This is a genomic window from Microbacterium sp. P5_E9 (assembly GCF_054049175.1).
The window spans coordinates 85687-109649 of the sequence record NZ_JBFUMV010000010.1 but is presented as its reverse complement, the minus strand read 5'-3'; the positions used below and the strand labels follow the sequence as shown (position 1 = coordinate 109649).

Annotated in this window: 20 protein-coding genes; 13 read left to right on the top strand and 7 right to left on the bottom strand. The window is 67.3% G+C overall.

What is annotated here, in order from left to right:
- Positions 1–3: 3 nt before the first annotated feature.
- Positions 4–1815, bottom strand: a complete 1812-nt coding sequence (locus ACXJ3V_RS13480) for an ABC transporter ATP-binding protein (protein WP_457100825.1) — start codon at positions 1813–1815, stop codon at positions 4–6.
- A gap of 266 nt (positions 1816–2081) precedes the next feature.
- Here ACXJ3V_RS13480 and ACXJ3V_RS13475 point away from each other — a divergent pair, with 266 nt between their 5' ends.
- Positions 2082–2822, top strand: coding sequence for a hypothetical protein (locus ACXJ3V_RS13475; RefSeq protein ID WP_457100824.1), 741 nt, complete (start codon positions 2082–2084; stop codon positions 2820–2822).
- 92 nt (positions 2823–2914) lie between these two features.
- A complete protein-coding gene (locus tag ACXJ3V_RS13470; RefSeq protein WP_457100823.1) occupies positions 2915–3940 on the top strand; it encodes a MauE/DoxX family redox-associated membrane protein in 1026 nt (341 codons plus the stop codon).
- Here the strand turns inward: ACXJ3V_RS13470 and ACXJ3V_RS13465 are convergent.
- From ACXJ3V_RS13465 to ACXJ3V_RS13450, 4 genes are read right to left on the bottom strand one after another with little or no spacing between them, the layout of a single operon-like run.
- Positions 3929–5068 carry a glycosyltransferase gene (locus ACXJ3V_RS13465; RefSeq protein WP_457100822.1) on the bottom strand — a complete coding sequence of 380 codons (1140 nt, stop codon included), beginning with the start codon at positions 5066–5068 and terminating at the stop codon, positions 3929–3931. The two genes, ACXJ3V_RS13470 and ACXJ3V_RS13465, sit on opposite strands and share 12 nt — an antisense overlap.
- Entirely contained in the window at positions 5065–6120 is a 1056-nt protein-coding gene (locus ACXJ3V_RS13460) for a glycosyltransferase family 4 protein (protein WP_457100821.1), read from the bottom strand. The genes ACXJ3V_RS13465 and ACXJ3V_RS13460 overlap by 4 nt, the downstream gene beginning before the upstream one ends.
- Complete coding sequence (locus tag ACXJ3V_RS13455; RefSeq protein WP_457100820.1) at positions 6117–7256, bottom strand: glycosyltransferase family 4 protein; 1140 nt, start codon at positions 7254–7256, stop codon at positions 6117–6119. The genes ACXJ3V_RS13460 and ACXJ3V_RS13455 overlap by 4 nt, the downstream gene beginning before the upstream one ends.
- Positions 7256–9157 (bottom strand): glycosyltransferase, encoded by a 1902-nt coding sequence (locus ACXJ3V_RS13450; RefSeq protein ID WP_457100858.1) that lies wholly within the window; start codon positions 9155–9157, stop codon positions 7256–7258. The genes ACXJ3V_RS13455 and ACXJ3V_RS13450 overlap by 1 nt, the downstream gene beginning before the upstream one ends.
- Positions 9158–9355: 198 nt before the next feature.
- Here ACXJ3V_RS13450 and ACXJ3V_RS13445 point away from each other — a divergent pair, with 198 nt between their 5' ends.
- Positions 9356–10018: an arsenate reductase/protein-tyrosine-phosphatase family protein gene (locus ACXJ3V_RS13445; RefSeq protein ID WP_457100819.1), complete on the top strand. Its 663-nt coding sequence runs from the start codon at positions 9356–9358 to the stop codon at positions 10016–10018.
- Between the two features lie 21 nt (positions 10019–10039).
- Here the strand turns inward: ACXJ3V_RS13445 and ACXJ3V_RS13440 are convergent, their stop codons facing one another.
- The gene (locus ACXJ3V_RS13440; RefSeq protein WP_457100818.1) at positions 10040–11167 is read right to left on the bottom strand and encodes a glycosyltransferase family 4 protein; all 1128 of its coding nucleotides are present in this window, start codon (positions 11165–11167) and stop codon (positions 10040–10042) included.
- Between the two features lie 157 nt (positions 11168–11324).
- On the opposite strand from ACXJ3V_RS13440, the gene ACXJ3V_RS13435 reads away from it, so the two are divergent.
- From ACXJ3V_RS13435 to ACXJ3V_RS13415, 5 genes are all read left to right on the top strand, one after another.
- Positions 11325–12053, top strand: a complete 729-nt coding sequence (locus ACXJ3V_RS13435) for a hypothetical protein (protein ID WP_457100817.1) — start codon at positions 11325–11327, stop codon at positions 12051–12053.
- A 135-nt stretch (positions 12054–12188) separates the two neighbouring features.
- Positions 12189–14714: an ATP-dependent Clp protease ATP-binding subunit gene (locus tag ACXJ3V_RS13430; RefSeq protein ID WP_457100816.1), complete on the top strand. Its 2526-nt coding sequence runs from the start codon at positions 12189–12191 to the stop codon at positions 14712–14714.
- 95 nt (positions 14715–14809) lie between these two features.
- Positions 14810–15313: an amino-acid N-acetyltransferase gene (locus tag ACXJ3V_RS13425; RefSeq protein ID WP_457100815.1), complete on the top strand. Its 504-nt coding sequence runs from the start codon at positions 14810–14812 to the stop codon at positions 15311–15313.
- Between the two features lie 163 nt (positions 15314–15476).
- Positions 15477–16007 (top strand): hypothetical protein, encoded by a 531-nt coding sequence (locus ACXJ3V_RS13420; RefSeq protein ID WP_457100814.1) that lies wholly within the window; start codon positions 15477–15479, stop codon positions 16005–16007.
- A gap of 91 nt (positions 16008–16098) precedes the next feature.
- A complete protein-coding gene (locus ACXJ3V_RS13415) occupies positions 16099–16812 on the top strand; it encodes a hypothetical protein (RefSeq protein ID WP_457100813.1) in 714 nt (237 codons plus the stop codon).
- Positions 16813–17030: 218 nt separating this feature from the next.
- On the opposite strand, the gene ACXJ3V_RS13410 is transcribed toward ACXJ3V_RS13415, so the two are convergent.
- Complete coding sequence (locus ACXJ3V_RS13410; protein WP_457100812.1) at positions 17031–18584, bottom strand: amino acid permease; 1554 nt, start codon at positions 18582–18584, stop codon at positions 17031–17033.
- A 191-nt stretch (positions 18585–18775) separates the two neighbouring features.
- On the opposite strand from ACXJ3V_RS13410, the gene ACXJ3V_RS13405 reads away from it, so the two are divergent.
- The 5 genes from ACXJ3V_RS13405 to ACXJ3V_RS13385 all read left to right on the top strand — a co-directional run bounded on the left by ACXJ3V_RS13405 (position 18776) and on the right by ACXJ3V_RS13385 (position 23939).
- Positions 18776–20131 carry a glutamine synthetase family protein gene (locus tag ACXJ3V_RS13405; protein ID WP_457100811.1) on the top strand — a complete coding sequence of 452 codons (1356 nt, stop codon included), beginning with the start codon at positions 18776–18778 and terminating at the stop codon, positions 20129–20131.
- Complete coding sequence (locus tag ACXJ3V_RS13400) at positions 20112–20876, top strand: gamma-glutamyl-gamma-aminobutyrate hydrolase family protein (RefSeq protein ID WP_457100810.1); 765 nt, start codon at positions 20112–20114, stop codon at positions 20874–20876. Before ACXJ3V_RS13405 ends, ACXJ3V_RS13400 begins: the two co-directional genes overlap by 20 nt.
- On the top strand, positions 20873–22237 hold the full coding sequence (locus ACXJ3V_RS13395) for an aldehyde dehydrogenase family protein (protein ID WP_457100809.1): 1365 nt from the start codon (positions 20873–20875) through the stop codon (positions 22235–22237). Before ACXJ3V_RS13400 ends, ACXJ3V_RS13395 begins: the two co-directional genes overlap by 4 nt.
- Before the next feature lie 97 nt (positions 22238–22334).
- Positions 22335–23108, top strand: a complete 774-nt coding sequence (locus ACXJ3V_RS13390; protein ID WP_457100808.1) for a 3-oxoacyl-ACP reductase — start codon at positions 22335–22337, stop codon at positions 23106–23108.
- 114 nt (positions 23109–23222) lie between these two features.
- Positions 23223–23939: a FadR/GntR family transcriptional regulator gene (locus ACXJ3V_RS13385; protein WP_457100807.1), complete on the top strand. Its 717-nt coding sequence runs from the start codon at positions 23223–23225 to the stop codon at positions 23937–23939.
- Positions 23940–23963 lie beyond the last annotated feature (24 nt).

Here is a 23963-nt window from a genome sequence, read left to right as displayed (position 1 = left end):
CGCTCAACGCAGGTCGCCGAGTTCGACAAGTCGTGCAAAGTCCAGGTTCTGATCGCGAAGCAGGGCAAAGGTTCCCTGAGCCTCGACGCGGCCGTCCTGGAGAAACACAAGGTTGTCGGCGTGTCTGACGGTCGAAAGTCGATGCGCGACGATGAGGATCGTCAAGCTGCCGCTGAGCCCTCTCAACGTTTCGGTGATCTCGTGCTCGGTCACGTTGTCCAAGGCCGACGTCGCCTCGTCGAGTACGAGCACGGAAKGTCGGCGGTAGAGCGCACGTGCCAGACCGAGTCGCTGTCGTTGGCCGCCCGAGAGACGAACCCCCCGTTCGCCGACGACGGTGTCAAGGCCGGCAGGGAGCTCGCCGACCACATCGGAGAGCTGCGCCAATTCGACGACATCCCGGACGCGGGCATCGTCCACGTTTCGGCGGTCAACGCCGAACGCGATGTTTGCGCGCACTGTGTCGTTCGTAAGGAACACGTCCTGTGGGACGACACCGAGAGACGCGTACCAGCTCGCTTTGTCGTCGAAGACCGAGCGACCACCGCACAGGATCGCGCCTGATGTCGGATCCTGCAACCCGAGGATCAAGTCGAGCAGGGTGCTCTTGCCTGCCCCGCTGGATCCCACGAAGGCGGTCGTCTGATTCCGGGGGATGGTCAGAGTCAGGTCCTGGAAGACGGATTCGGCGGCATCGGGGTAGCGGAACGCCACATGGTCGAGCGTGATATCCCCCGCATACTTCGTTTCTGATCGGGGGCTCTCCTCATGGGTGCCCCCCTCATCCAGCTCGGCGACCACATTCAGCACGATGCCCAGACCCACGCGCCCCACCCGAATGGTGCCTAGGGTCGTCGAAACGCGTGTGAGGGTGGGCAGCGCTCGCAGCGCAGCGGCTGCGAACACGCCCAGGACGGTGAACGCCGTGCCAGCCGGCTCATTCGCGAACAGGAAGAGCGAGATCCCGACGATTGCGATCACGAACAGGATCTCGAGCGAGTAGCGGGGGATCTCCGAGAGGATTCCCGCCTCACGAGACGCCCGTGCCTCCCGCAGCCGCGAGGCGCGGAATCCGTCGACGAACATCGATGCGCTCGAAGTGAGCCGGGCCTCGCGAAAGCCATCGAGCGCCGGCATCAGGAATTGCCATGCCTCGAGACCCGCCTCCGCCAGCTCCTCCCCGAGGTGGGACTGGCGGTGCCGCAGCATCCGCTGGAGCCCGAAGACGAACCCGGCGAACATTGCCACGGTGAGAAGAGTGACGAGGGGCGCGGTGATCGCCAAGATGGCCACTATTCCGACGAGCATCAGTACGTCCGTGCACATACTGATCACCGCGAGGAGCACAGAGACCGCCTGTCCTACGGCGGCGGTGATGTTTCTATAGACCTCGCTCAGCCGACGTGTGCGGTGGTGGGCGTACGGAGCGAGCACATACCGGCTCATCAACGCGGTCGAGACCAACGCGCCCACCCGGGTCGTCTGCCCGAACAGCCACCATCGGAAGAGGAGCGCCAGCACGCTCTTACCGACGAACAGCACCGCGATCGCACTTGCCACGATCGGAATCAGAGTGGTGGGATCATCCGTTCCCACGATGTCGGTGATCACCGCGAGCGCACCACTATCGGTGCCGACTCCGGCCAGCAGCTGTGTCAGGGGAATCATCGCCGCTACGCCCAGCATGTCGAGAAGACCCAGGATGATGGATGCCGCGACCGTCGCCGCCGTCCACCACCCTGGGTGCGCTCCGGCCAGTCGCAGGAGCTGTCGCAGCTGTCCGATCGTGCTCGGCTCGCGCGGTGCGGTCGACATTCTCTTACCCTCGGATTCTGCGCCCCAAAGCTCCGGGTCGGGCACACGTCGTCTAGGGATCCTAGTTCACGCATGTCGGTGACTACCGGAACGGTCCCCGTACGGTAATGGACGGCATGTGTCGATCTTGTTTCACAGCTTTCAAGGCACGGTCACCTGCGCTATGCTGACGCTGTCCCGGACAGGTGTCCGACCGGCTTGAATTGGGGAAGACGAGCCAAGCGTCTACTCGTTTCCCGCCACAGCAAACTTTCGGAGGGGAAGTCGTGTCTGAGCTCAATGAACCAATCGGTAGCGAGGCGCCGACCGGCGTCTCCCGCCGGACCGTCACCAAGGCCATGGCCTGGGCGGTGCCCGTCATCGCAGTCTCTGCGGCAGTTCCCGCTTATGCGGCGTCGCAGGTCGCCTTCACCTTCAACGGCCTCGGCTGTAAGTTGCCCGGCAACTCGAACAGCACATACAAGGGCTACGCGTTCCAGGTCCAGATCAAAAACACCGGCACGGTCGCGATCGTGATCAACATCATTTCGATCAAGCTGAACGGCGAATCCCTGGGTTCAGCCGCTCTCGTGAACCTCGGCGTAGACCCGTTGGACCCGGCCACGATCGATGCGAACCCCATTACCCTCGCTCCCGGTGAAAGTATCGCGAACGGGGCGTTGCTCACGTCGAACGCCGCCAGCAGCTCGAACGGCACTCTTGAGATCAAGTACACGATCAACGGTGGCGTTGTGCAAACAGTCACTAAGACCGTCGCTGCGGCGCCCCCTATCAACGGCGCATCGTGCTCGACGTTCCCCAAGTATGACAAGGTCAAGCTTGCCAACGTGGCCGGGGTAATCCCGGTGTGGACGAAGAGCACCCATTATGACGTCGGCGACGTCGTCCAGCTCAGCACCGGTCAATTCCTCACGGCCACGACCGCAGGTACGTCGGGTACGACCGAGCCGGTAGCACCCGCGATCGGTGGAACCGTGAAGGACGGCGACGTGCTCTGGACGCGTTGATACTCGCTCTCGCTCGATGAGGAACGCCCCGCTTCGGCGGGGCGTTCTTCTTTGCGTCATCACCCGGACCGGCACGGCGTTAACATCTGCGTATGCCCGTCGCTCTCTCCATCGCGATCCCCCTCGTGCTTGCGGCCGTACTCATCGCGAGTGGGGTCGCGAAGTTTCGAACGCCAGATAACCTCCAGGGATGGCGAGAGCTCGGTGTGCCCACGGCCCTCCGCAAAGACTGGCTGCGGCGTGTTCACCCGTGGGCCGAGTTGCTGCTTGGTGGTGCGGTGACGTTGCTCGGCGGCTGGCTCGGACTCCTCGCCGCCCTCGTCGCTGTGGCGCTCATGGTCGGCTACACGATTCTGGTCGCGCGCGTCGTCGCTCGGTCCGAGAACACCTCCTGCGCCTGCTTCGGCGCCCGCAAGCGCGTCACGAGGGTGACGTTGGTGCGCAACGTCTGGCTTACGCTGCTCGCGATCGCGACGGCCGCCGTCATCTGGACCACGCCCCTCTTCGGCGGTGCGCTGGCCGCCGGCATCCCGCAACTCGCGTGGCTGGTCGCGCTCGCCGTGACCGGGGTGACGACCGCGCTGGTCCTCTGGCCCGATGGGGCGKCCGAGGCGACGAACACCACACCGGCCCCTGCGACCCTGGCTCTGGCCGGCTCGCAGGAAGACGACGACCTCGATTACGTCCGCACCCGCACTCCCGCGGTTCCGGTCACCCAGGCGGATGGGACCGTCGTGAACCTGCGCACGCTGGCTGCACGCAAGCCGATCCTTCTCCTCGCCGTCTCTTCGATGTGCGGAGCGTGCGAGGTCATCGTCGATCAGCGCGCGGAGTTCCGCGCACTGCTGCCGGAGGTCGACGTGCGGCTGCTCCTCGCGGAGCCCGCCGGCCTGAGCCCCTGGACCGAGCGCGAGGAGCCGCAGTCACTCCACGATGTCGAGGACTATGTGGCGGCCTCGATCGAGGATTGGGGCACGCCGACGGCCGTGCTGCTCGGCGCCGACGGCATGCTCGCCGCCGGGCCGATCACGGGGGACCTCGGGGTCATGCGCCTCGTCGATGACATCTACGAGAGCCTGCACGGCGAGCGCCCCACCCGGGAGCACTCAAAGACCTGAGCTGCCGCGCACCCGCTCCAGCACCTCACGCATCGCGTCGACGCGGAGTCCCCAGTCAGCAACATCTCGATCCGCCCCGGCAGGGAATGCCTCTGTCGAAGCGACCGCGTGCCGGACCGCCTCGCCGAATGAAGCCGCATCCGCGATGACGATGCGGTCGTCGTCGGCATCGCGGAAGCCGGCGACCGCGGTGGAGACGACTGGCCGGCCGACTGCCTGGTACTCGTAGAGCTTGATCGGGTCGAGGCTGTCCGTGAAGGCGTCCACCACGTGAGGCACGATGAGCGCGTCGGCATGCTGCAGGTACGCCACGAGCTCCTCAGGTGCACGTGGGCCGAGCAGCATCACGCCCGCCCTGACGAGCGCGGCCGCGGCATCCTCCTCGAGCAGGTTCGGCCCCACGAGCACGACTGTTGCATCGCCTGCGAGCGCGTGCGCCRTCAACGCGGTCAGTTCGACGTCGAATCGATCAGCGTGCAGCGTACCCGCGTACATCGCCGTGCGCTCATTCGGCAGATCCCGGGGTCGTCCGCGAGGACGTCGGTACGAAGCGACATCCACCGCATTCGGAACGAGCACGATCGGATGCCGCTCCACCGGTCGTTGCGGAGACTTCCGCTTCACCAACTCCGGCGAGCACACGGCGACCTCGGATGCCAATTCGAGCAGCAGACGCTCGTTTCGCGACAGTCGTGCGAGCTCGGTCGGCGTGCGATCCGCCGCCAGCCAGTCGTCGGTGATGTCGTACAAGGTCGGCCACGCCGTCAGCTCGACGAGCCCGGCAAGCCCCGGGTCGTTGATCCATAGCACCGGATCCGTGAATCCCAGGCGGCGTGCCGCCGCGACTACTTCGTGGGCAATCCTCTGGTCCGCGCGCGAATCAAGTCGACGCGGCAAGAGCTTGATCGGCCGAAGCGCCCACAGGCGGCCGGAATCACCGATCGGGCGCGCCCTCGTCCCCATCTGCGGGCGGCGCCGGGCGCTCAGGTCGTGCAGCGGGTCGGCCGCAGGCTCCACGAAAAGTACACGCAGGTCCGCGTCGGCGCGCAAAAGGCCGTCAAGCAGGTACTGGTTGCGCCGCCACACGGCATCCCATCGCTCGAGAGAAGCCACGACGAGATCTGTCACCTGCCGCGCCCCCTCATCTCGATGGCCCGACGATAGACGGATGCGGTGGCGTCGGCTTGGCTGCGCAGAGAGAACTCGGCGACCTGTCGCGCGCGCTCGGCCCTGCCCAGCGCGGCGCGCCCCGGTGAGTCTGCGGCAAGTGACCGCAGTCGTTCAGCGGCTCCTTGGACGTCGTGGGGCGCGAACAGCGCACGGTCGTCGAACCCGTGCAGCATCTCGACGTGGCCCGCAGCGGCCGCAGCCACGACAGGGAGCCCCGCGGCCATCGCTTCGAGGACCGTCAGCCCGAAGTGCTCGAACGGCGAGCTCGCGAACAGCATTCCGGCCTCGCCCATGAGGTTTTCCAAGTCTCCCCGGAACCCGAGGAATCGGACGTGACCATCGACATGCAGCTCCCTGGCGAGCGACAGCAGGAAGTCGTGGTCCGGACCGGTGCCCGCGACCTGCAGATCCCAGCCCCGCTCCCAGATCCCCGAGGCCGCGAACGCACGGATGGCGAGGTCGGTGTGCTTCTCAGCCTGCAGCCTCTGGGCGACCAGAACGGTAGGGCGGCGGGTTGACGGGTCTCGCAGGGAGCCGGGCTCGATCCCGGGGTGGATGACCGTCGATGGAACCCCGATCCGATCGGCGACCGTTCGGCTGACGGCGATCTCGGCGTCGATATGGCGTTCGAGCACGCGATACAGGATGCCGGGACCCAATGTCCCCCGCTGCTGCGCGAAGTGTCGCGTCGCGATGATCGAGACCTTGTGCCGGGATGTCGCTCGAGCGGCCACGGCGGCGACGTCCGCGGCGGTCATGTGGCTGTTGATGAGGTCTGACGTCGAGAGATGACGCCGCACAGCATTCAGGACGGCGAGTGTCGAGTCGGCGGGTCCCCATTGCACTCCCGCGTCGCTCAGGGAATCCGCCATGTGCTCTTCGGCTCCGCCGAAGACCGCGACGAGGTGGCCGTCTTGGGCCTGACGAATGGCGAGGCGTCGCACGAACTGCTCGACGCCGGCGAACCGATCGGAGCTGATGGCGTGGAGGATGCGGAGTGGCTGCGTCATGCGGCCGCGCTCTCCGCAGCCCGGCTCGCTGCGACCCGCTCCGTGAGTTCGAGGTACTGTTGCGCGACGTGGCGCCAGGTGCGGTCCTCGACGCTCGCGCGAGCCCGACGACCCCACTCGGCGCGGTCCCCCGCGGCGACCGACTCGAGTCGGTCGCCGATCTCCGCAGCATCCTGCATGACGAGGTAGCCGTTGACGCCGTCGATCACGACATCCGGTGTGCACCCGACACGCGTCGCGACGACCGGAAGACCGCTTGCGAGCGCCTCGAGCACGACGAGACCAAAGGCGTCGTACCCGCTGGGGAAGACGAACATGTCCGACATGGCCAAGAATCGCTCGACATCCTGCCGAGGTCCGACGAACAGGACTCGCTCGGAGACGCCCAGGCTTTCGGCAAGCGACCTCGCCGAAGCGACCGTCGATGCCACACCACCGACGACCAGCAGCAGGACGGTAGGGGCGTGGACAAGGGCCGCGATCGCGTGCTGGATGCCCTTGCCGGGCAGATCGTGGCCGATGAAGAGCGCCACGCGGTCCTCAGCGTCGAGGCTGTATTCGCCGCGCAAGCGCGCACGTTCGTCCTCCGCGGCGGGCTTGAACCGATCCGTGTCGACGCCGTTCGGGATCGTGACGACAGGTGGCCGGACTCTCCCGTACAGGCGGACGAGATCGGCTTCGCCATGAGCCGTGAGGGTGACCACGGTGCGGTGGACGCCACCACGGAACCGCGCACGCTCGTGCAGGTAGCTCAGCGGCTGGATCGGATTCAAGAGGATGCGCCACAGGGGGTGACCCGCTGCCCGCATGGCTTGGATCATGCTCCCGTGGTCGACGAAGATATCTCCCGCGATCGCTTCGCTGTGACAGATCGAGATGGCGTCGGGATGGGCGGCGAGGTATTGCCGCGCGCGGCGCGTGCCCGCGAAGCGGAACCAGACGATGCGTCGCATCCGGGCAAGCCGGCCCTTGATCCCGGTCGTCGGGTAGTGAAAAGGGCGACCCGCACGCGCCGTGTCGAACGTGAATGCCTCGACCGTCGCGCCGAGCGCTCGCAGTTCCCGGTCGAGGTTCCACGCCACCGCTCCCACGCCAGTGCCGGGCTGGAGGAAAGGGACGATCTGCACGATGTGCATCAGTGCGCTCGTCCAGCGATGCGCTGTTCGACCTTCGCCGGTCCGAGCCGGTAGAGCGCAGCGCGCTGCCGCGCCCCCAGGCCACGATCGCCCGGGAGCAGCACTGCGCGCGCCATCGCCCCGGCCCAGGCGGCCGCTCGTGCTACCTGCCACCCCGCCGACCCGAAGTGCTTCCGCAGGTAGCGTTCCTGAGAGGCGTGGAAGTGGGCTTCTCGCAGGCGGTTGTCGCTGCTGGTGCCGGCGCCGATGTGCACACCCCGGACGCCGACCACGACGCTGTGGCGCCATCCGAGCAGGTGCGCGCGGAACGCCCAGTCCGTTTCCTCCGCGTAGAGGAAGAATCCTTGGTCGAAGCCGCCCACCTGGTCGAGTGCCTCCGCCCGCAGCATGAGGATAGAGCCGATCACGAAGCGTGGGCCGCGCTTCAGAGACCCCAGTCCCAGGGCGTCGAGCCAGGAGTGCACAGGGGAGGGGAAGACCCACTCGACTTGCGCGACGCCTCCGCGCTCGTCCACCTGTTCGGGCCCGACGCTCGCGAGATCTGGGACCGAACGCAGCGCGCGGTGCAGCAGGCCGACCTGGTCCCGCGCGATCCGGGCGTCAGGGTTGAGCAGCAGCACGTCGGCGTCGGCGACGAGTCGGTCTGCGAGTGCCAGGTTCACTGCAGAGCCGAAGCCGATGTTCGCTCCGGAGTCGATGTAGCGCACGCCTGCCTGTGCGCAGAGTTCCGCGATCTCGGGGAGCGAGGAATTGTCTACGACCGTGATCGGCATCCCGGCGATCGGCGCGAGGGCTTCGCGCAGCAGGTTCGGTGCGCCGAAGGCGACGACAACGACCTCGACGCCACGTTCACGAACAGCGGATGCCGCAATCCCGGTGCTCTGGTACAGCTCGATGTATTGGCGTCCGACCGCCTCCCACGAGCATTCCGCGGCACGCGCGAAGCCGGAGATCCGAAGCTCATCTCCTCGGGTGCTGCCCGCTTCGACGAGCGCTTCGGCGAGCGCGCTGACATCGCCTTGCGGCACGACGATTCCCGCCCCGCCCACGACATCGGGGAGCGATCCGGCGTCGCTCGAGATCACCGGTGTCCCGTACGCCATCGCTTCGACCGCGACCCGGCCGAACTGCTCGGTCCACCGTTTGGTGGCCAGCGACGGCACGGCGAGCACGTCGACTCCGCGATAGAACTCGCCCACCGACTCCGGCTGGACCGTGCCCACGAACTGGAACCGCTCCGCTATCCCGCGTGCCGCCGCTCGCCCCGCAAGAGTCTCGGCAAGCGGCCCCGCGCCGGCGATCCGCAGCGCCAATCGAGGTGAGCGTGCCACGGCATCCATCAGCACATCGATCCCCTTCTCGGGGACCAGCCGTCCGATGAAACCCACGATGATCTGTGCGTCGTCGACTTTCGCGGGTGCGCTGTCTGTGCTGGGTGCGGTGTCGTCGCCGACCTCGACGCCGAGAGGAATCACTCGCGCGCGCCCCGGAAATCCCTTCGACTGGGCGATGAGCGCCGCTTCGGTGTTGCAGGCGGAGATGCCGGCGGCATGCCGAAGGGAGGTCCGTTCGAGCCAGCGGAAGGGGATCGGGTAGCGCTTGAGCAGATTCTGCGCCGTGTAGAGGACGTAGGGAGCTCGATTTCGGCGGAGCGCCTTCAGTAGCAGCACCTCGGCTGCGGCCAGGGAGAAGGGCTCCTCGTGGATGTCGACGACATCCCACGTCTGGCGCAGCGCGCGCCACAGCGGAACGGGGTCGTAGACGAACAGCGCGGGGTGCCGCCCCCAAGTGTCAACCGGGACCGTCTGGGCTTCCTCGCCCCGAGACAGCGTCACCTCCGCACCGCCGGCATCCCAGCGCCGCGCGGTCAAGAGCGACACGTCGAGCCCCATCGCCCGCAGCGCGCGCTCCCGTCCGCGCCACGCGGCAACGGTGGCGCTGTGTGAGATCCGCAGTATGCGCAGGGCTCCTCCAGGTTCGGTTCCTCTGCTCCATCTTGGTGGGTGCGGCGGAACGAGGGCGAACGATCGGAGGTCGATCGTAGGATCGACACGTACCCGCAGTCTGTTGGCGGCCCGGCGGGGATTCCAGGGGGTGGAATGAGCGACCGATTCTCCATCGTCACGCTGTGCACGGGAAACGTGCACCGCTCCGCGCTCGCTGCCACCCTCCTTCGCCAGTGGGCGCGGTGGTACCTCCCGCCCGAACTCGCGGAATCGGTCTGCGTCGGAAGCGCCGGATTCGCGGCGCCGGTGGGCACTCCCATGGGGGACCGGGTTCTGGCGATCGTCAGCGCGCTCGGCGCGGATGGGTCCACGCACCGCGCCGCTCAGGTGGAGGACACCCTCCTGGCCGAGGCGGATCTGGTGCTCGTGGCGAGCCGACGTCAGCTCGATAAGGTGCTCAGCCAGGTGCCGTCAGCGGTGCGAAGGACGTTCACGATCCGAGAGGCGGGGCGTATCGCCGAGGGCTTCGAGGCGCCATCGCCGCCGACGTCTCTCCAAGACCTTCGACGTCTCGTCGAGCGCCTTGCCGATTCGCGAGCGATGGCCGATATTGAAGGTGCTGACGACATCATCGACCCCCAGGGCCGTGGCGACGAGGCCTATCTTCAGATGGTGCGCGAGGAGGTCGATCCGCTGGCACGACTCGGTGCATTGCTGTTCGGGATGCCGCATCCCGACTTGGCCGCGTACCTCACCGCTGCCGAAGATCCTGCCGCGTTGCTCAACCCGAGTGCGGTGCGCGGGCGCACCGACTGAATGCGTCCCATGGTCGATCGCTCAACGGGTATTTAGCCGGCTGTCGCCGATGCGGTCGATGAGCTCCGACAGGGCGCTCGCCGAGTCTCGCCAAGAGAATCGGTCCGCGTTGCGTCGCCCTTCCTCTGAGAGCTGTTCCATCCGAGCCGGATCGCTGTCAACGACGCCGAGGGCGCGGGCGATCTGGGCGGGCTCGCCAGGAGCAAACCACAGTGCGCTTTCCGGTCTAAGCACTTCGCGGAGAGCTGGGATATCCGAGGCCAACACGGGGGCGCCGACGGCTTGGGCTTCGATCGGCGGGATGCCGAAGCCCTCGTAAGTGGACGGAAAAAGGAACGCCTTGCAATGTTGGTAGAGCCAAGCGAGCTCCTCATCCGCCACGCGGCCAATGGCCCGGACGTCATCCACGGCATGAGGGGTCCTGGCTGCGAGTGAAGCGTGTGGCGCCCCTGCCAGGATCAGACGTGCCCTCCCTCCGGCTGCCCGGTACCCCAGGAACCCGGCGATCGCGACATCTATGTTCTTATGCGCGCTCGGCGATCCCACGAGCAGGAAGAACTCGTCATCCACAGCTCCGGCAGGCTTTCGCCCAGGGACGTGCACCCACTCGCCGACCGCGTTGGGGATGACGAAAATGCCATCTGCCCGAACGTAATAGGCGGCGATCTCCTGCTTCGAGAACTGAGAGACGGTCACCACGGCGGCGGCGTTGCGGACGAGCAGCGGTGTCAGGGCGCGGTAGAGCGTGCGAAAGCGCCATGAATAGCTGCCGGGATGACGCCGATGGTTGATGTCGTGGATCGCGACGATCTGCTCCCGGGAGAAGGCGGGGCCTGTGTTCGCCAGGTTCAGCATGATGGCATTGCCGTGACGATGGGCGAAGCGTGGGAGCTCGCTCTGCTCCCACACGTGCCCGCGTAACCTGCCGACGCGGTGCACCGGCTGCCCGCCGATCTCGGTCTTCCGCAGGTCTCCAGCGGGTGCCACCAGAAGGAGGTCATCCCGCAGTTCCGCGAGACTGGTCGTGAGTTCCTCGGCAAAGCGCTCCACCCCGGTGACGGGGCGGGTCAGGAATCGGCAGTTGACGACTATCGGAGGGCGAGGTCTGGTGGGAAGTCCGGATCCAGGGGTCGCGAGGTCCCTGGTCACAAGGCGAGTGTAGCGAGCACTGCCGTGTCTGACCGGCCGTGATCACGTCGCAACAGGATTTCCGTGCGATCCCCAGCCGGCTGGGCCACTATGGAGAAACCGGGCGCGGGGGTGCGCKCGGCCCGCATGTGCGGCATCCTCGTCGAAAGGCTTGCTCATGTCTCGTTCCGCTCTGCTATCCGGTCTGACAGCATTGGCTCTCGTGAGCCTCGCGCTCGCCGGTTGCGCCACTTCGTCCGGTGAATCCCCATCAACCGAGCCCACCACGCAGAGCACGGTCGAGCCGGATCCCGACCTCGGCGCGGCCTGGCTCGACAGTGGCCGCCTGATCGGATTGGTGACGCTCGGCAGCTCCACGTGCGTGCCCGGCCTCGCCGATGAGGCCAAGTACGAGGACGGAGTTCTGCAGGTCGAGCTCGCTGCGCCTGAGGGCGACAAGGCGTGCACCGCGGACCTGGTGCCCCGGGTGACACTCGTCGGCGTGCCGGAGGATGTCGACCCGGAGGAGGACCTCGCGGTCGAGGTCAACGGCGACAACTACTACGGAGAAGTCGAGCTCGCAGGCGTTGCGGGACTCGCGTCCGGAGGCGAGACCGATTTCAAGCCGAGCGCCGGCTGGGCGACCGCTTCAGGTCAGTTCGTGATCCTGACCTGGGGCTCCTCCACCTGCGTTCCAGTGATCGAGGATGTCGCCGCCACCGGCCCGGCAGAAGTCACCGTCACGTTCCAGGAGCCCAAGGCTGACCAGGTGTGCACGATGGACATGGTCGGCCAGGGCCAGGTCGCCGCTGTCAACGACCTCGAAGAGAGCAGCGACGTCCAGCTCATCCTCACCAAGGGCGGGTTCCTCGGACTCAAGCTGCCCATCTACGGCACCAACTCCTGACACCGGGCATTATGAGCGGATGTCGCTGCGCTATGCCTACGGCGAACAACGGCATACGGCATCCGGACGCTCGTTACCCTCGAAGTACGGCGCGCGAGGAGTCAACCGACCCGCGTGCCCCGAAGGAGTTGAACGATGTTCGAGAGATTCACAGACCGCGCCCGTCGTGTCGTCGTCCTCGCCCAAGAAGAGGCGAAGATGCTCAACCACAACTACATCGGCACCGAGCACATCCTGCTGGGTCTCATCCACGAGGGTGAAGGCGTAGCCGCCAAGGCTCTGGAGTCGCTCGGTATCTCGCTCGACGCCGTGCGCGAGCAGGTGCAGGACATCATCGGCCAGGGCCAGCAGCAGCCGACCGGGCACATCCCGTTCACGCCGCGCGCCAAGAAGGTGCTCGAGCTGAGCCTGCGCGAAGCGCTGCAGCTCGGCCACAACTACATCGGCACCGAGCACATCCTTCTCGGTCTTATCCGCGAGGGCGAGGGTGTCGCCGCCCAGGTGTTGGTCAAGCTCGGCGCCGACCTCAACAAGGTGCGTCAGCAGGTCATCCAGCTGCTCTCGGGCTACCAGGGCAAGGAGCCGGCCGCCGTCTCGGGCGCTGCCCACGACAGCACTGCGCAGGCCCAGGGCGGCTCGCAGGTGCTCGACCAGTTCGGTCGCAACCTGACGCAGGCTGCGCGCGAGAACAAGCTCGACCCCGTGATCGGGCGCGAGAAGGAGATCGAGCGGGTCATGCAGATCTTGTCCCGTCGCTCCAAGAACAACCCCGTCCTGATCGGCGAGCCCGGCGTCGGCAAGACCGCCGTCGTCGAGGGCCTCGCCCAGGCCATCGTCAAGAACGACGTGCCCGAGACGCTCAAGGACAAGCAGCTGTACTCGCTCGACCTCGGCTCGCTCATCGCCGGTTCCCGCTACCGGGGTGACTTCGAGGAGCGCCTCAAGAAGGTCACCAAGGAGATCCGCACCCGCGGCGACATCATCGTCTTCATCGACGAGATCCACACGCTGGTCGGGGCCGGTGCTGCCGAGGGTGCGATCGACGCGGCATCCATTCTGAAGCCGCTCCTCGCCCGCGGCGAGCTGCAGACGATCGGCGCGACCACGCTCGACGAGTACCGCAAGCACTTCGAGAAGGATGCCGCGCTCGAGCGTCGCTTCCAGCCGATCCAGGTCGCCGAGCCGAGCCTGCCGCACACCATCAACATCTTGAAGGGTCTGCGCGACCGGTACGAGGCGCACCACAAGGTGCAGATCACCGACGGCGCGATCGTCGCGGCGGCGAACCTCGCCGACCGCTACATCAGCGACCGGTTCCTGCCCGACAAGGCCATCGACCTGATCGACGAGGCCGGCGCCCGCCTGCGCCTGTCGATTCTGTCGAGCCCGCCGGAGCTGCGCGAATTCGATGAGCGGATCGCCAAGGTCCGCGAAGACAAGGAGCAGGCGAGCGAAGACCAGGACTTCGAGAAGGCCGCGTCGTTGCGAGACGAGGAGAAGTCCCTCCTCGCTGAGCGTCTCCGCCTCGAGAAGCAGTGGCGCACGGGCGACGTCGCATCCCACGCGGTTGTCGATGAAGGACTGATCGCCGAGGTGCTCGCCCAGGCCACCGGCATCCCGGTCTTCAAGCTCACCGAAGAGGAGTCCAGCCGGCTCGTCTTCATGGAGCGGGCGCTGCACCAGCGCGTCATCGGCCAGGAAGAGGCGATCGCCGCCCTCGCCAAGACGATCCGTCGTCAGCGCGCCGGACTGAAGGACCCGAAGCGGCCGAACGGCTCGTTCATCTTCGCCGGCCCCACGGGTGTCGGAAAGACCGAGCTCGCCAAGGCGCTCGCGGAGTTCCTCTTCGACGACGAGGCCGCGCTCATCTCGCTCGACATGTCGGAGTTCGGTGAGAAGCACACTGTCTCGCGCCTGTTCGGTGCGCCTCCTGGTTTCGTCGGCTTCGAAGAGGGCGGCCAGCTCACCGAGAAGGTGCGGCGCAAGCCGTTCTCGGTCGTGCTGTTCGACGAGATCGAAAAGGCGCACCCGGACATCTTCAACTCGCTCCTGCAGATCCTCGAAGAGGGTCGCCTGACCGACGGTMAGGGTCGCATGATCGACTTCAAGAACACCGTCATCATCATGACCACCAACCTCGGCGCGCGCGACATCGCCGGTGGCCCGGTCGGCTTCCAGGTCGAGGGTGACACCGCGACGTCGTACGACCGGATGCAGGGCAAGGTCAAGGAAGAGCTCAAGCGGCACTTCAAGCCCGAGTTCCTCAACCGCGTCGATGACATCATCGTGTTCCCGCAGCTCGACAAGGAGGAGCTGATCCAGATCGTGGATCTGTTCACCAAGCGGCTCGGCACGCGCCTGCTCGACCGCGACATGACGATCGAGCTGTCGCGCGCGGCCAAGGAGAAGCTCATCCAGATCGGGTTCGATCCTGCCCTTGGCGCTCGTCCGCTGCGGCGCGCGATGCAGCACGAGATCGAGGATCGCCTCAGCGAGAAGATCCTGCACGGCGAGCTCAACTCGGGCGATCACGTGAAGGTGGATGCCGAGAACGGCGAGTTCACCTTCGAGCACGGGCCGCGCGGCGAGAAGGTCGCCGTCGGCGTCGTCAACAGCGGAGCGATCTCGGGCACCCCGGATCTGGTCATCAACTCCGACTGAGCCAGTCTGAACGATACGAAGAGCGGATGCCGCTGCCTCAGGGCGCGGCATCCGCTCTTTCGTCTTTCGATGCGAACCGACCTTAGGCTGGGCGGGTGAGCGAATTCAGCGTGCGGCCGGCGCGGACCGCCGACGTGCGCGGCATCTGGGAGATGCTCGAGCCGTTCGTCCAGCGGCGAATCCTGCTGGGCAAGGACATCGTGGTGCTCTACGAGTCGGTGCAGCAGTTCCAGGTTGCCGAGGACGCGAACGGGCGACTGATCGGCTGCGGCGCGCTGCACGTGATTTGGGAGGACCTCGGCGAGATCCGTACGCTCATCGTCCTCGATGAGTGGCTGCACCACGGCGTGGGGCGCGCGATCGTGCAGGGACTCGAGGGCAGCGCGCGCACGCTCGGGCTCACCCGGCTCTTCTGCCTCACGTTCGAAGTCGACTTCTTCACCCGTCGTGGATTCTCGCCGATCGGCGAGCAGGTCGTCGATCCCGACGTGTACTCGCAGCTCATCCGCTCGCCCGACGAGGGCGTTGCCGAATTCCTCGACCTCGCGCACGTCAAGCCGAACACGCTCGGCAACACCCGCATGCTGAAGGTTCTTTAGGGCGAAATCACCCTCTCAGCTCGTATGAGGATCGTGTGAGAACAAATCTTCGGCGTGGTGTTACCAGTGTTACGTCTGCTAAAGATGTATAGGTGAGTCCGTCTTCTCGACGGGCGAGTGTGTGACCCGAAAACACGTCCGCTGAGAAGAACGAGGCTCCAAAATGCGTACACAAAAGAAGGTGATCGGCGCGCTCGGCGCCGCGTTCGGACTGGTGATCGCCTTGACCGCGGTGGCTGCGCCGGCATCCGCGCGGCCCGCGCCTGCGCCTGCGCCGACCGTCACCGCGACGCTCTCGTGTGCGTCGTTCGAGGGGGTCAAGGTCGTGGGGTCTTCGGCCGGGTTCTCAAGTGTTGGGCTGCAGGCGGGGGAGATCCTCTCGGTCACGGTGTCGCCCGCGGTTTCAGGGGACAAGGTGCAGGTCATCGCCGTCAGCGGCGTCTTCGATATCAATGCCTCCGATGGCGCAGCGACAGGGCCGGTCGCGTTCAAAGCGCCGAGTACTACCGTGTACAGCCTGGGTTGGTCCTACATCCTCGCCGACAGCTCGTCGTCCACCGAAAGCCGCACGTGGACGTTCGACTGCTCCAGCTCAACGACACCTGCCGCGGCCCCTCCCGCGACGACCATCGTGACCGAACCCGTCGTTGCCCCCGCCCCGGTCAAGGGCCACGGCAAGAGCCGCGGAAAGTGACCAGGCGGGCGTAACAGGATGCTTCGGCGGCGGTGAGCCCCCAGCGCGCGCCGTGGTCGACGTGTTCGATGGTCCGGCTTAGCCTGGAAGCATGAGCAACGATCGGCGGCGCAGGCGCCACTCCCCGGCGGTCTACCGTCGGCGACGCCTGCTTCTGCTGATCCTCGTGCTCGCGATCGCCGCCGCGATCGCCTGGCTCCTGATCGCGCAGCCGTGGCAGGCCTGGGCTGCGGCGCGGAGCGCAGCTGCCCCGAAGCAGTCCGCGTCGGTCTCGCTGACCCCGAGCGCTACCCCGGATGAAGCGCCGAGCACGTCTCCGTCGACGACGCCGACCCCGAGCGCCACGCCGTCCGGCACCCCGTCTCCGACAGCCACGGTGGCCGAGACCGGGACGGCGAAGCCCTGCGTCACGCGGGCGATCACCGTGGAGCCCGTGACGGATGCCTCAACCTACGGCGCCGGCCAGAATCCGCAGCTTTCGATCCGGCTGACGAACACCGGCGGCCTGGACTGCACGCTCAATGTCGGCACTAGCACGCAGGCCTTCACCATCACGAGCGGTAACGACACGTGGTGGCGCTCAACAGACTGCCAGACCGAACCGAGCGACATGATCGTAACGCTGGCCGCCGGTCAGACCGTGGCAAGCGCGGTGCCGGTGGTCTGGGACCGCACCCGTTCCTCCGTCTCCACCTGCGGTGACGCGAACCGTCCGGTAGCACCTGGCGGCGGAGCTTCGTACCATCTGGACGTCGAAGTCGGCGGGATCGTGTCGAACCAGTCGGCCCAGTTCATCCTGCGCTGACCCGGATGCCGCGGCCCGCCGCATCCGCTCTGCGCGGGTTGAGCCCGCCGGTCTCACTTCTGCTGCTTCAGAGCCCTGCGAACCCGCATTACTGAGACCGAAGGTTGGGACCGCGGCATCCGATTGTCCAGAAGATGCCTCCAAACGCTGAGGGGCCGGCGAACCCCCCCGTGCGCCGGCCCCCGCCCCCGTTGGTGTCCATCCCCGATGGGGCTCGATCACTTTTTGATGTCGAAGACCTCGCCCTCCATGGCGTCGTAGCCCTCGGCCTGCGGGTCGCCGTGCTTGCCGCCCGACAGGGCGTACTCCTCTTCCGGAGAGAGGACGAGGCGCTTGCGACCGACCAGGGCGAACAGCACGATGCCGACGACGAAGACGATCAGGAAGGTCGTCACGGCGGTCGCGAAGACGCTGTTGAACAGGATGCCGAGGAACGACGCGAACGCGATCAGGAAGGCGACCACGGCTCCCCAGACGCCGGTGGGCGAGATCCACGGGCGCTTCGCGTCCGGGAAGCGGCGGCGCAGCACGACGAACGCGACCATCTGCATCATGTACGAGATGACCGCGCCGAAGACGGCGATGAAGAGGATCACGCCGCTCGCCGAGCCGGCGGCAGCCTCGTCGATGCTCGGGATGACGAGGAGCACGAGCACGAGGATCAGATACCCGAGGATCCCGCCGACGACCAGCGCCACCCAGGGGGTCTGGTGCTTCTTGCCCGTCAGGGAGAGGAACTTCGGGTAGTAGCCAGCGCGTGACAGCGAGTACATGTTGCGGCCGTACGCGAACATGATGCCCTGGAGCGAGGCGAGCAGTCCCACCAGCGCGAACAGCGCCAGCACGGCGGCGGCGCTCTCCGGAAGGAAGACGCGGAAGCCGGCGAGCAGCGGCTCGTCGCCGTCACCGGGCGAGACAGTGATCGCGGCCGTGCCCGTCACGGCCGGGTTGAGGAACAGGACGATGAGGGCGGTCACCGCGAGGGTGATGATGCCCCACACGCCGGCTTTCGGGATGTCCTTGGTCGGGTCGTTCGACTCCTCGGCAGCGAGCGGCAGCTCCTCGATGCCGAGGAAGAACCAGATCGCGAAGGGCAGGGCGAACAGGATGCCGATGCCGCCGAACGGCAGGAAGTCGGTGTTGCCCTCGGTCGGCGCGATGTCGAACAGGTTGGCGAAGTCGACCGAACCGGTCGCGAACGCGGCGATCGCGAAGAAGACGATCACGCCGATCGAGATGATCGCGACGACGAGGGCGAAGCGGAAGCCGATCGATGCTCCGAGCGAGTTGAGGCCGATGAACAGGACGTACAGGATCGCCCACCAGACCGGCGCGGGCAGCGAGACGCCGGTCAGGGTCGACAGCGCGGAGTCGGCGTAGACGCCGGAGAACCAGACGATGACCGCGGTCGTCACGACGTACTCGATCGTCTCGGAGTATCCGGTGACGAATCCGCCCCACGGTCCCATGGCTGCGCGGGAGAAGGAGTAGGCCCCGCCCGTGTGCGGCATGGCCGCCGACATCTCGCCGATCGAGAAGATCATCGTGAAGAACATGACGATGATCAGCAGCGTGCCGATCAGCATCGCCCCCCAGCCGGTGGTGCCGAGACCGACATTCCAGCCGGAGAAGTCGCCGGAGATGACGGCGGCGACGCCCAGCCCCCACAGCCCCCACACGCCTGCGGACCGGCGGAGCTGGCGTTTCTCGAAGTAGCCCTCGCCTGCTTTGGTATACGTGACACCAGCCACGGAGCTCTTGTTCTCTGACATCCGTCCTCCAGGACAGTCGCGGGTTCGCGCACTTCGGGGATGCGGGCGCGTTGGCATGATTGTGGGGCCTATTGGTACCTGATGTCTACCTTTAAGGGGGGATCGCTCACTAGGGTTAGGGTCGACTGGTGGCGCCAGCCGATCTAAAGGTCGGATCATGTCGCCCAACGACCGTATGGAGGAGCCCGACGATGAGCGGAAACCTGACGATCGCCGACCTCGAAGCGTCGATCGCGCGCGGCGAGACCGACACCGTGATCGTGGCTTTCGCCGACGCCCAGGGCCGGCTCGTGGGCAAGCGCGTATCGGCGCGCTTCTTCCTCGAGACGGTGCTGCCGCACGGGGCTGAAGCCTGCAACTACCTGCTCTCGGTCGATGTCGACATGAACACCGTCGACGGGTACACGATGTCGAGCTGKGAGACCGGCTACGGCGACATGCTCCTGCTCTCCGACCCCGCGACGCTGCGCCGAATCCCGTGGCTCCCCGGCACCGCGCTCGTGATGGCCGACCTCGCGTGGGAGGGTGGCGCGCCCGTGGTGCAGTCACCGCGTGAGATCCTCAAGCGCCAGACCGCGCGCCTCGCCGAGCGTGGCCTCGTCGCCTACTCCGGCACGGAACTCGAATTCATCGTCTTCGACGACACATATCGGGATGCCTGGGCCAAGGGCTACCGCGCACTCACCCCGTCGACGGACTACAACGTCGACTACAACCTGCTCGCCTCGACCCGACTCGAACCGCTGCTGCGCGACATCCGCCGCGGCATGGAAGGCGCTGGTCTGTACTGCGAGGGCGTCAAGGGGGAGTGCAACTTCGGCCAGCAGGAGATCGCGTTCCGATATGCGGAGGTGATCGAAACCGCAGATCAGCACGCCATCTACAAGAACGGCGCGAAGGAGATCGCGGAGCAGCACGGCAAGGCGCTGACCTTCATGGCGAAGTTCAATGAGCGTGAGGGCAACAGCTGCCACATCCACCTGTCGGTGCGCTCGGAGGCGGGGGAGCCGGTGATGGCGGGCGACGGCGCACACGGATTCAGCCCGCTCATGGAGAGCTGGATCGCCGGGATCCTCGCGACCCTGCGCGAGTTCACCCTGCTGTACGCCCCGAACATCAACTCGTACAAGCGCTACGCGAAGGGCAGCTTCGCCCCGACGGGGGTGGCCTGGGGCGTCGACAACCGCACCTGCGCGCTGCGGGTGATCGGCCACGGCTCGTCGCTGCGCGTCGAGAACCGCGTGCCCGGCGGTGACGTGAACCCGTACCTCGGGATCGCCGCGATCATCGCGGGCGGACTCCACGGCGTCGAGAACAGGCTGACGCTGCCGGATCCGCTCGCCGGCAACGCCTACACCTCGGAGGTCGAGCACCTGCCCACGACGCTGCGCGAAGCCGCGGCGCTGTTCGCGGAGTCGACGCTGGCACGAGAGGCTTTCGGCGACGAGATGGTCGAGCACTACCTCAACCAGGCGCGCATCGAGGTCGAAGCCTACGATTCCGCCGTGACGGACTGGGAGCGGGTGCGTGGTTTCGAACGACTCTGAGGGTCGCCGGCCGGTGATCGGCCTGACCACCTACCTCGAACAGGCGAAGCAGGGGGTCTGGGAGGTGCGCGCCGCGTTCCTCCCGCAGCAGTACTTCGACTCGGTCACCGCCGCGGGCGGGATCGCGGTGCTACTCCCTCCGCAGCAGGATCCCGATGCCGCGGCCCCGGCCGTGCTCGACGGACTCGACGGGCTCATCCTCACCGGGGGGCTCGACGTCCAACCGGAGCTGTACGGTGCGCAGCGGCATCCGCTCACCGATCCCGCGCGTCCCGACCGCGATGCGTGGGAACTCGCCCTCTTCCGCGGGGCGGAGGAGCGACGGATGCCGGTGCTCGCCATCTGCCGCGGGCTGCAGCTCGTGAACGTCGCGCGAGGCGGCACACTCCACCAGCATCTGCCCGAGGTCTACGGCACCGAGCGGTACCGGATCGGCGGCGGCGTGTTCGCCACCAACACCGTGGAGATCGACGGCGGGACGCGGATCGCGCGCCAGCTCGGCGCGGGGGAGTTCGACGTGCACAGCTACCACCACCAGGGCGTCGACCGGCTGGGCGAAGGCCTGGTCGCCACCGCGCACTCCGATGACGGGCTCGTGCAGGCATTCGAGTCGGAGGGCGAGGGGTACGTGGTCGGAGTGCAGTGGCATCCGGAGGAGAACACCGCGGACAAGCGGCTGTTCGCAGGGCTGGTGGCCGAGGCATCCGCGTTTCGTCTCGCCTCGCATCGAGGAGCCGGGTCGTGAGCGGCACGTTCACCGTCGTGAACCCGGCCACCGCGCAGCCGATCCGCGAGATCGGGCGGGCGAGGGTCGAAGACGTCGACGCCGTGATCTCGCGAGCCGTGCACATCCAGCGGGCCTGGGCCGGGACCGCGCCGGTCGCACGGGCCGACGCGCTGCGGCGCTTCGCGCGCGTCGTCGAGGAGCACGTCGAGGAATTGGCGCAGCTCGAGGTGCTGAACTCCGGGCATCCGATCGAGTCCGCGCGCTGGGAGGCGTCGCACGTCGCCCAGGTGCTGAACTTCTACGCGGGGGCGCCGGAGCGCCTGAGCGGGCAGCAGATCCCGGTGTCGGGCGGGCTGGACGTGACCTTCCACGAGCCCTACGGCGTGGTCGGGATCATCGTGCCGTGGAACTTCCCCATGACCATCGCGTCCTGGGGGTTCGCTCCGGCGCTCGCCGCCGGCAACGCCGTCGTGCTGAAGCCGGCCGAGCTGACTCCGCTGACCGCGATCCGCGTGGGCGAGCTCGCACTCGAGGCGGGGCTGCCCGAGGGTCTGTTCGCGGTCGTGACCGGGTCCGGCTCGGTCGTGGGGCAGCGGTTCGTGACCCACCCTGATGTGCGCAAGGTCGTCTTCACCGGCTCGACCGAGGTCGGCGTCGCCGTCGCGGCGGGCTGCGCTCAGGGCCTCAAGCCGGTGACGCTCGAACTCGGCGGCAAGAGCGCCAACGTGGTCTTCGAGGACGCGAACCTCGAGCTGGCCGCAGCGATGGCGCCGGGCGCCGTGTTCGACAACGCGGGGCAGGACTGCTGCGCGCGCAGCCGCATCCTCGTGCAGCGGAGCGTCTACGATCGGTTCCTCGAACTGCTCGAACCGGCGGTGGCCGCGTGGCGGGTGGGTGACCCTTCCCTCGAGGAGACGCAGATGGGCCCACTGATCTCGGCGTCCCACCGGTCCACCGTCGAAGGCTTCCTCGCCGGTGCGGACGTCGCCTTCCGCGGATCGGCTCCCAGCGGCGACGGGTTCTGGTTCGCGCCGACCGTCGTGCTCGCCGATCGTGCCGACCGCATCGCGCGCGAGGAGGTCTTCGGCCCCGTCGTCGCGGTGCTGCCCTTCGAGGACGAGGAGGATGCCATCAGCCTCGCGAACGACACGATCTACGGGCTCGCGGGTTCGATCTGGACCGAGAACCTCGGCCGCGGCATCCGCGTCTCTCGCAAGATCAAGAGCGGCGTGCTGTCGGTCAACTCGCACTCGTCGGTCCGCTACTGGACGCCGTTCGGCGGCATGAAGGCCTCGGGGCTCGGGCGCGAACTCGGGCCGGACGCGGCCGAGCACTTCACCGAGACGAAGAACGTCTTCTTCGCGACGGATGCCTCGTGACCGGCCGCGCCGCGGCCCGCCGGTCGCACTTCTGCTGCCCCACGACCCCGAGATTCCGCAGTGCTGAGACCAGCGGCATCCGAAACGGAGGAAACCCATGGATCTGACCCAGCGACTCAAGGACCGGGTGGCCATCATCACGGGCGGGGCGAGTGGCATCGGCCTTGCGACTGCGCGGCGCTTCGCGGCCGAGGGTGCCACGGTCGTCATCGCGGATGTCGATCCGACGGCCGGAGAGGCCGCGGCATCCGAAGTCGGCGGAGTGTTCCGCAGACTCGACGTGTCCGACGAGACTCAGGTGAACGAGGTCTTCGACGCGGTGTCCGACCAGTTCGGGCGCCTCGACATCGCGTTCAACAACGCCGGGATCTCGCCCGCTGACGACGACTCGATCGAGACCACGGAGCTGCCTGCGTGGGATCGGGTGCAGGACGTCAACCTCAAGAGCGTCTACCTCTGCTCGCGTGCGGCCCTGCGCCACATGGTGCCGCAGGGGCGCGGCTCGATCATCAACACGGCGTCGTTCGTCGCGCTGCTGGGGTCGGCGACGTCGCAGATCAGCTACACCGCGTCCAAGGGCGGGGTGCTCGCCCTGACTCGGGAGCTCGGAGTGCAGTTCGCCCGGCAGGGGATTCGGGTGAACGCCCTCTGCCCAGGTCCGGTGAACACGCCGCTGCTGCAGGAGCTGTTCGCGAAGGACCCGGAACGTGCGCAGCGGCGGCTCGTCCATGTGCCGATGGGGCGCTTCGCCGAACCCGAGGAGCTCGCCGCGGCCGTCGCATTCCTCGCCTCCGACGATGCCTCGTTCATCACGGCGTCGAGCTTCGTCGTCGACGGCGGGATCACCAACGCCTACGTCACTCCGCTCTGAGGCTGACGTGTACCGTTCTCAGGATCGAACCCGCCGACGAGGCCTCCGGGTCTGCATTCCGCCCCACGGACCGCTGGAGTTCCTGAGTTCGGTACGGGAACGGCGGGGCACACGGTGAGCGACGCGCCGCTGCACGAGGTGCGCCGAGCCGTTTACCGGCCCGTGCGCGAGGGCAACGCGCTCGAGGACACCGTCGCCCGCCTCGTGCAGACGATCCGGCTCGGCGTGGTCGCGCCGGGGGAGTCGCTGCCGCCCGAGCGGGAGCTCGCGGCGCGCTACGCGGTGAGTCGCGACACGGTGCGTGAGGCGATCCGGGAGCTCGCGGACACGGGCTTTCTGGTGCGCCGGCGCGGGCGGTATGGCGGCACCTTCGTCGCGGATCCGCTGCCTCGGCCTGCCGATCCCGGCACTGTGCCGAGCGCCGAACTCGAAGACGTGCTCGGGCTCCGGCGCGTGCTCGAGGCGGGCGCCGCCCGCGCCGCAGCCGGTCGCACCCTCACGCCCGCTGCGCGCGCCGAGCTGTGGACCCGCCACGAAGAGGCCAGCGCGGCCGGCGAGACCGACTACCGGCGCCTCGACACCCTGCTGCACCTGACGATCGCAGAGGTCGCGGGCATCCCGTCCGTGGTGGCGCTCGTCGCCGAGAACCGCGCGCGGGTCAACGCCTGGCTCGACACCTTCCCGCTGCTGCCGCGCAACATCGAGCATTCCAACGAGCAGCACGAGCAGATCGTGTCCGCGATTCTGGCGGGGCGAGCGGATGCCGCGGAAGCGGCGATCCTCGAACACCTGGCAGGTTCCGAGGCGCTGCTGCGCGGCTTCCTCGGCTGAGGCCAGGTGCCGGGCGCTCCCTTA

What these genes read in the sequence shown, in the direction of transcription:
- ACXJ3V_RS13415 (WP_457100813.1), top strand. Translation starts at nt 16,099, where the DNA reads ATGAGCAACGATCGGCGGCGCAGGCGCCACTCCCCGGCGGTCTACCGT.
- ACXJ3V_RS13445 (WP_457100819.1), top strand. Translation starts at nt 9,356, where the DNA reads ATGAGCGACCGATTCTCCATCGTCACGCTGTGCACGGGAAACGTGCAC.
- ACXJ3V_RS13410 (WP_457100812.1), bottom strand. Translation starts at nt 18,584, where the DNA reads ATGTCAGAGAACAAGAGCTCCGTGGCTGGTGTCACGTATACCAAAGCA.
- ACXJ3V_RS13435 (WP_457100817.1), top strand. Translation starts at nt 11,325, where the DNA reads ATGTCTCGTTCCGCTCTGCTATCCGGTCTGACAGCATTGGCTCTCGTG.
- ACXJ3V_RS13460 (WP_457100821.1), bottom strand. Translation starts at nt 6,120, where the DNA reads ATGACGCAGCCACTCCGCATCCTCCACGCCATCAGCTCCGATCGGTTC.
- ACXJ3V_RS13420 (WP_457100814.1), top strand. Translation starts at nt 15,477, where the DNA reads ATGCGTACACAAAAGAAGGTGATCGGCGCGCTCGGCGCCGCGTTCGGA.
- ACXJ3V_RS13390 (WP_457100808.1), top strand. Translation starts at nt 22,335, where the DNA reads ATGGATCTGACCCAGCGACTCAAGGACCGGGTGGCCATCATCACGGGC.
- ACXJ3V_RS13455 (WP_457100820.1), bottom strand. Translation starts at nt 7,256, where the DNA reads ATGCACATCGTGCAGATCGTCCCTTTCCTCCAGCCCGGCACTGGCGTG.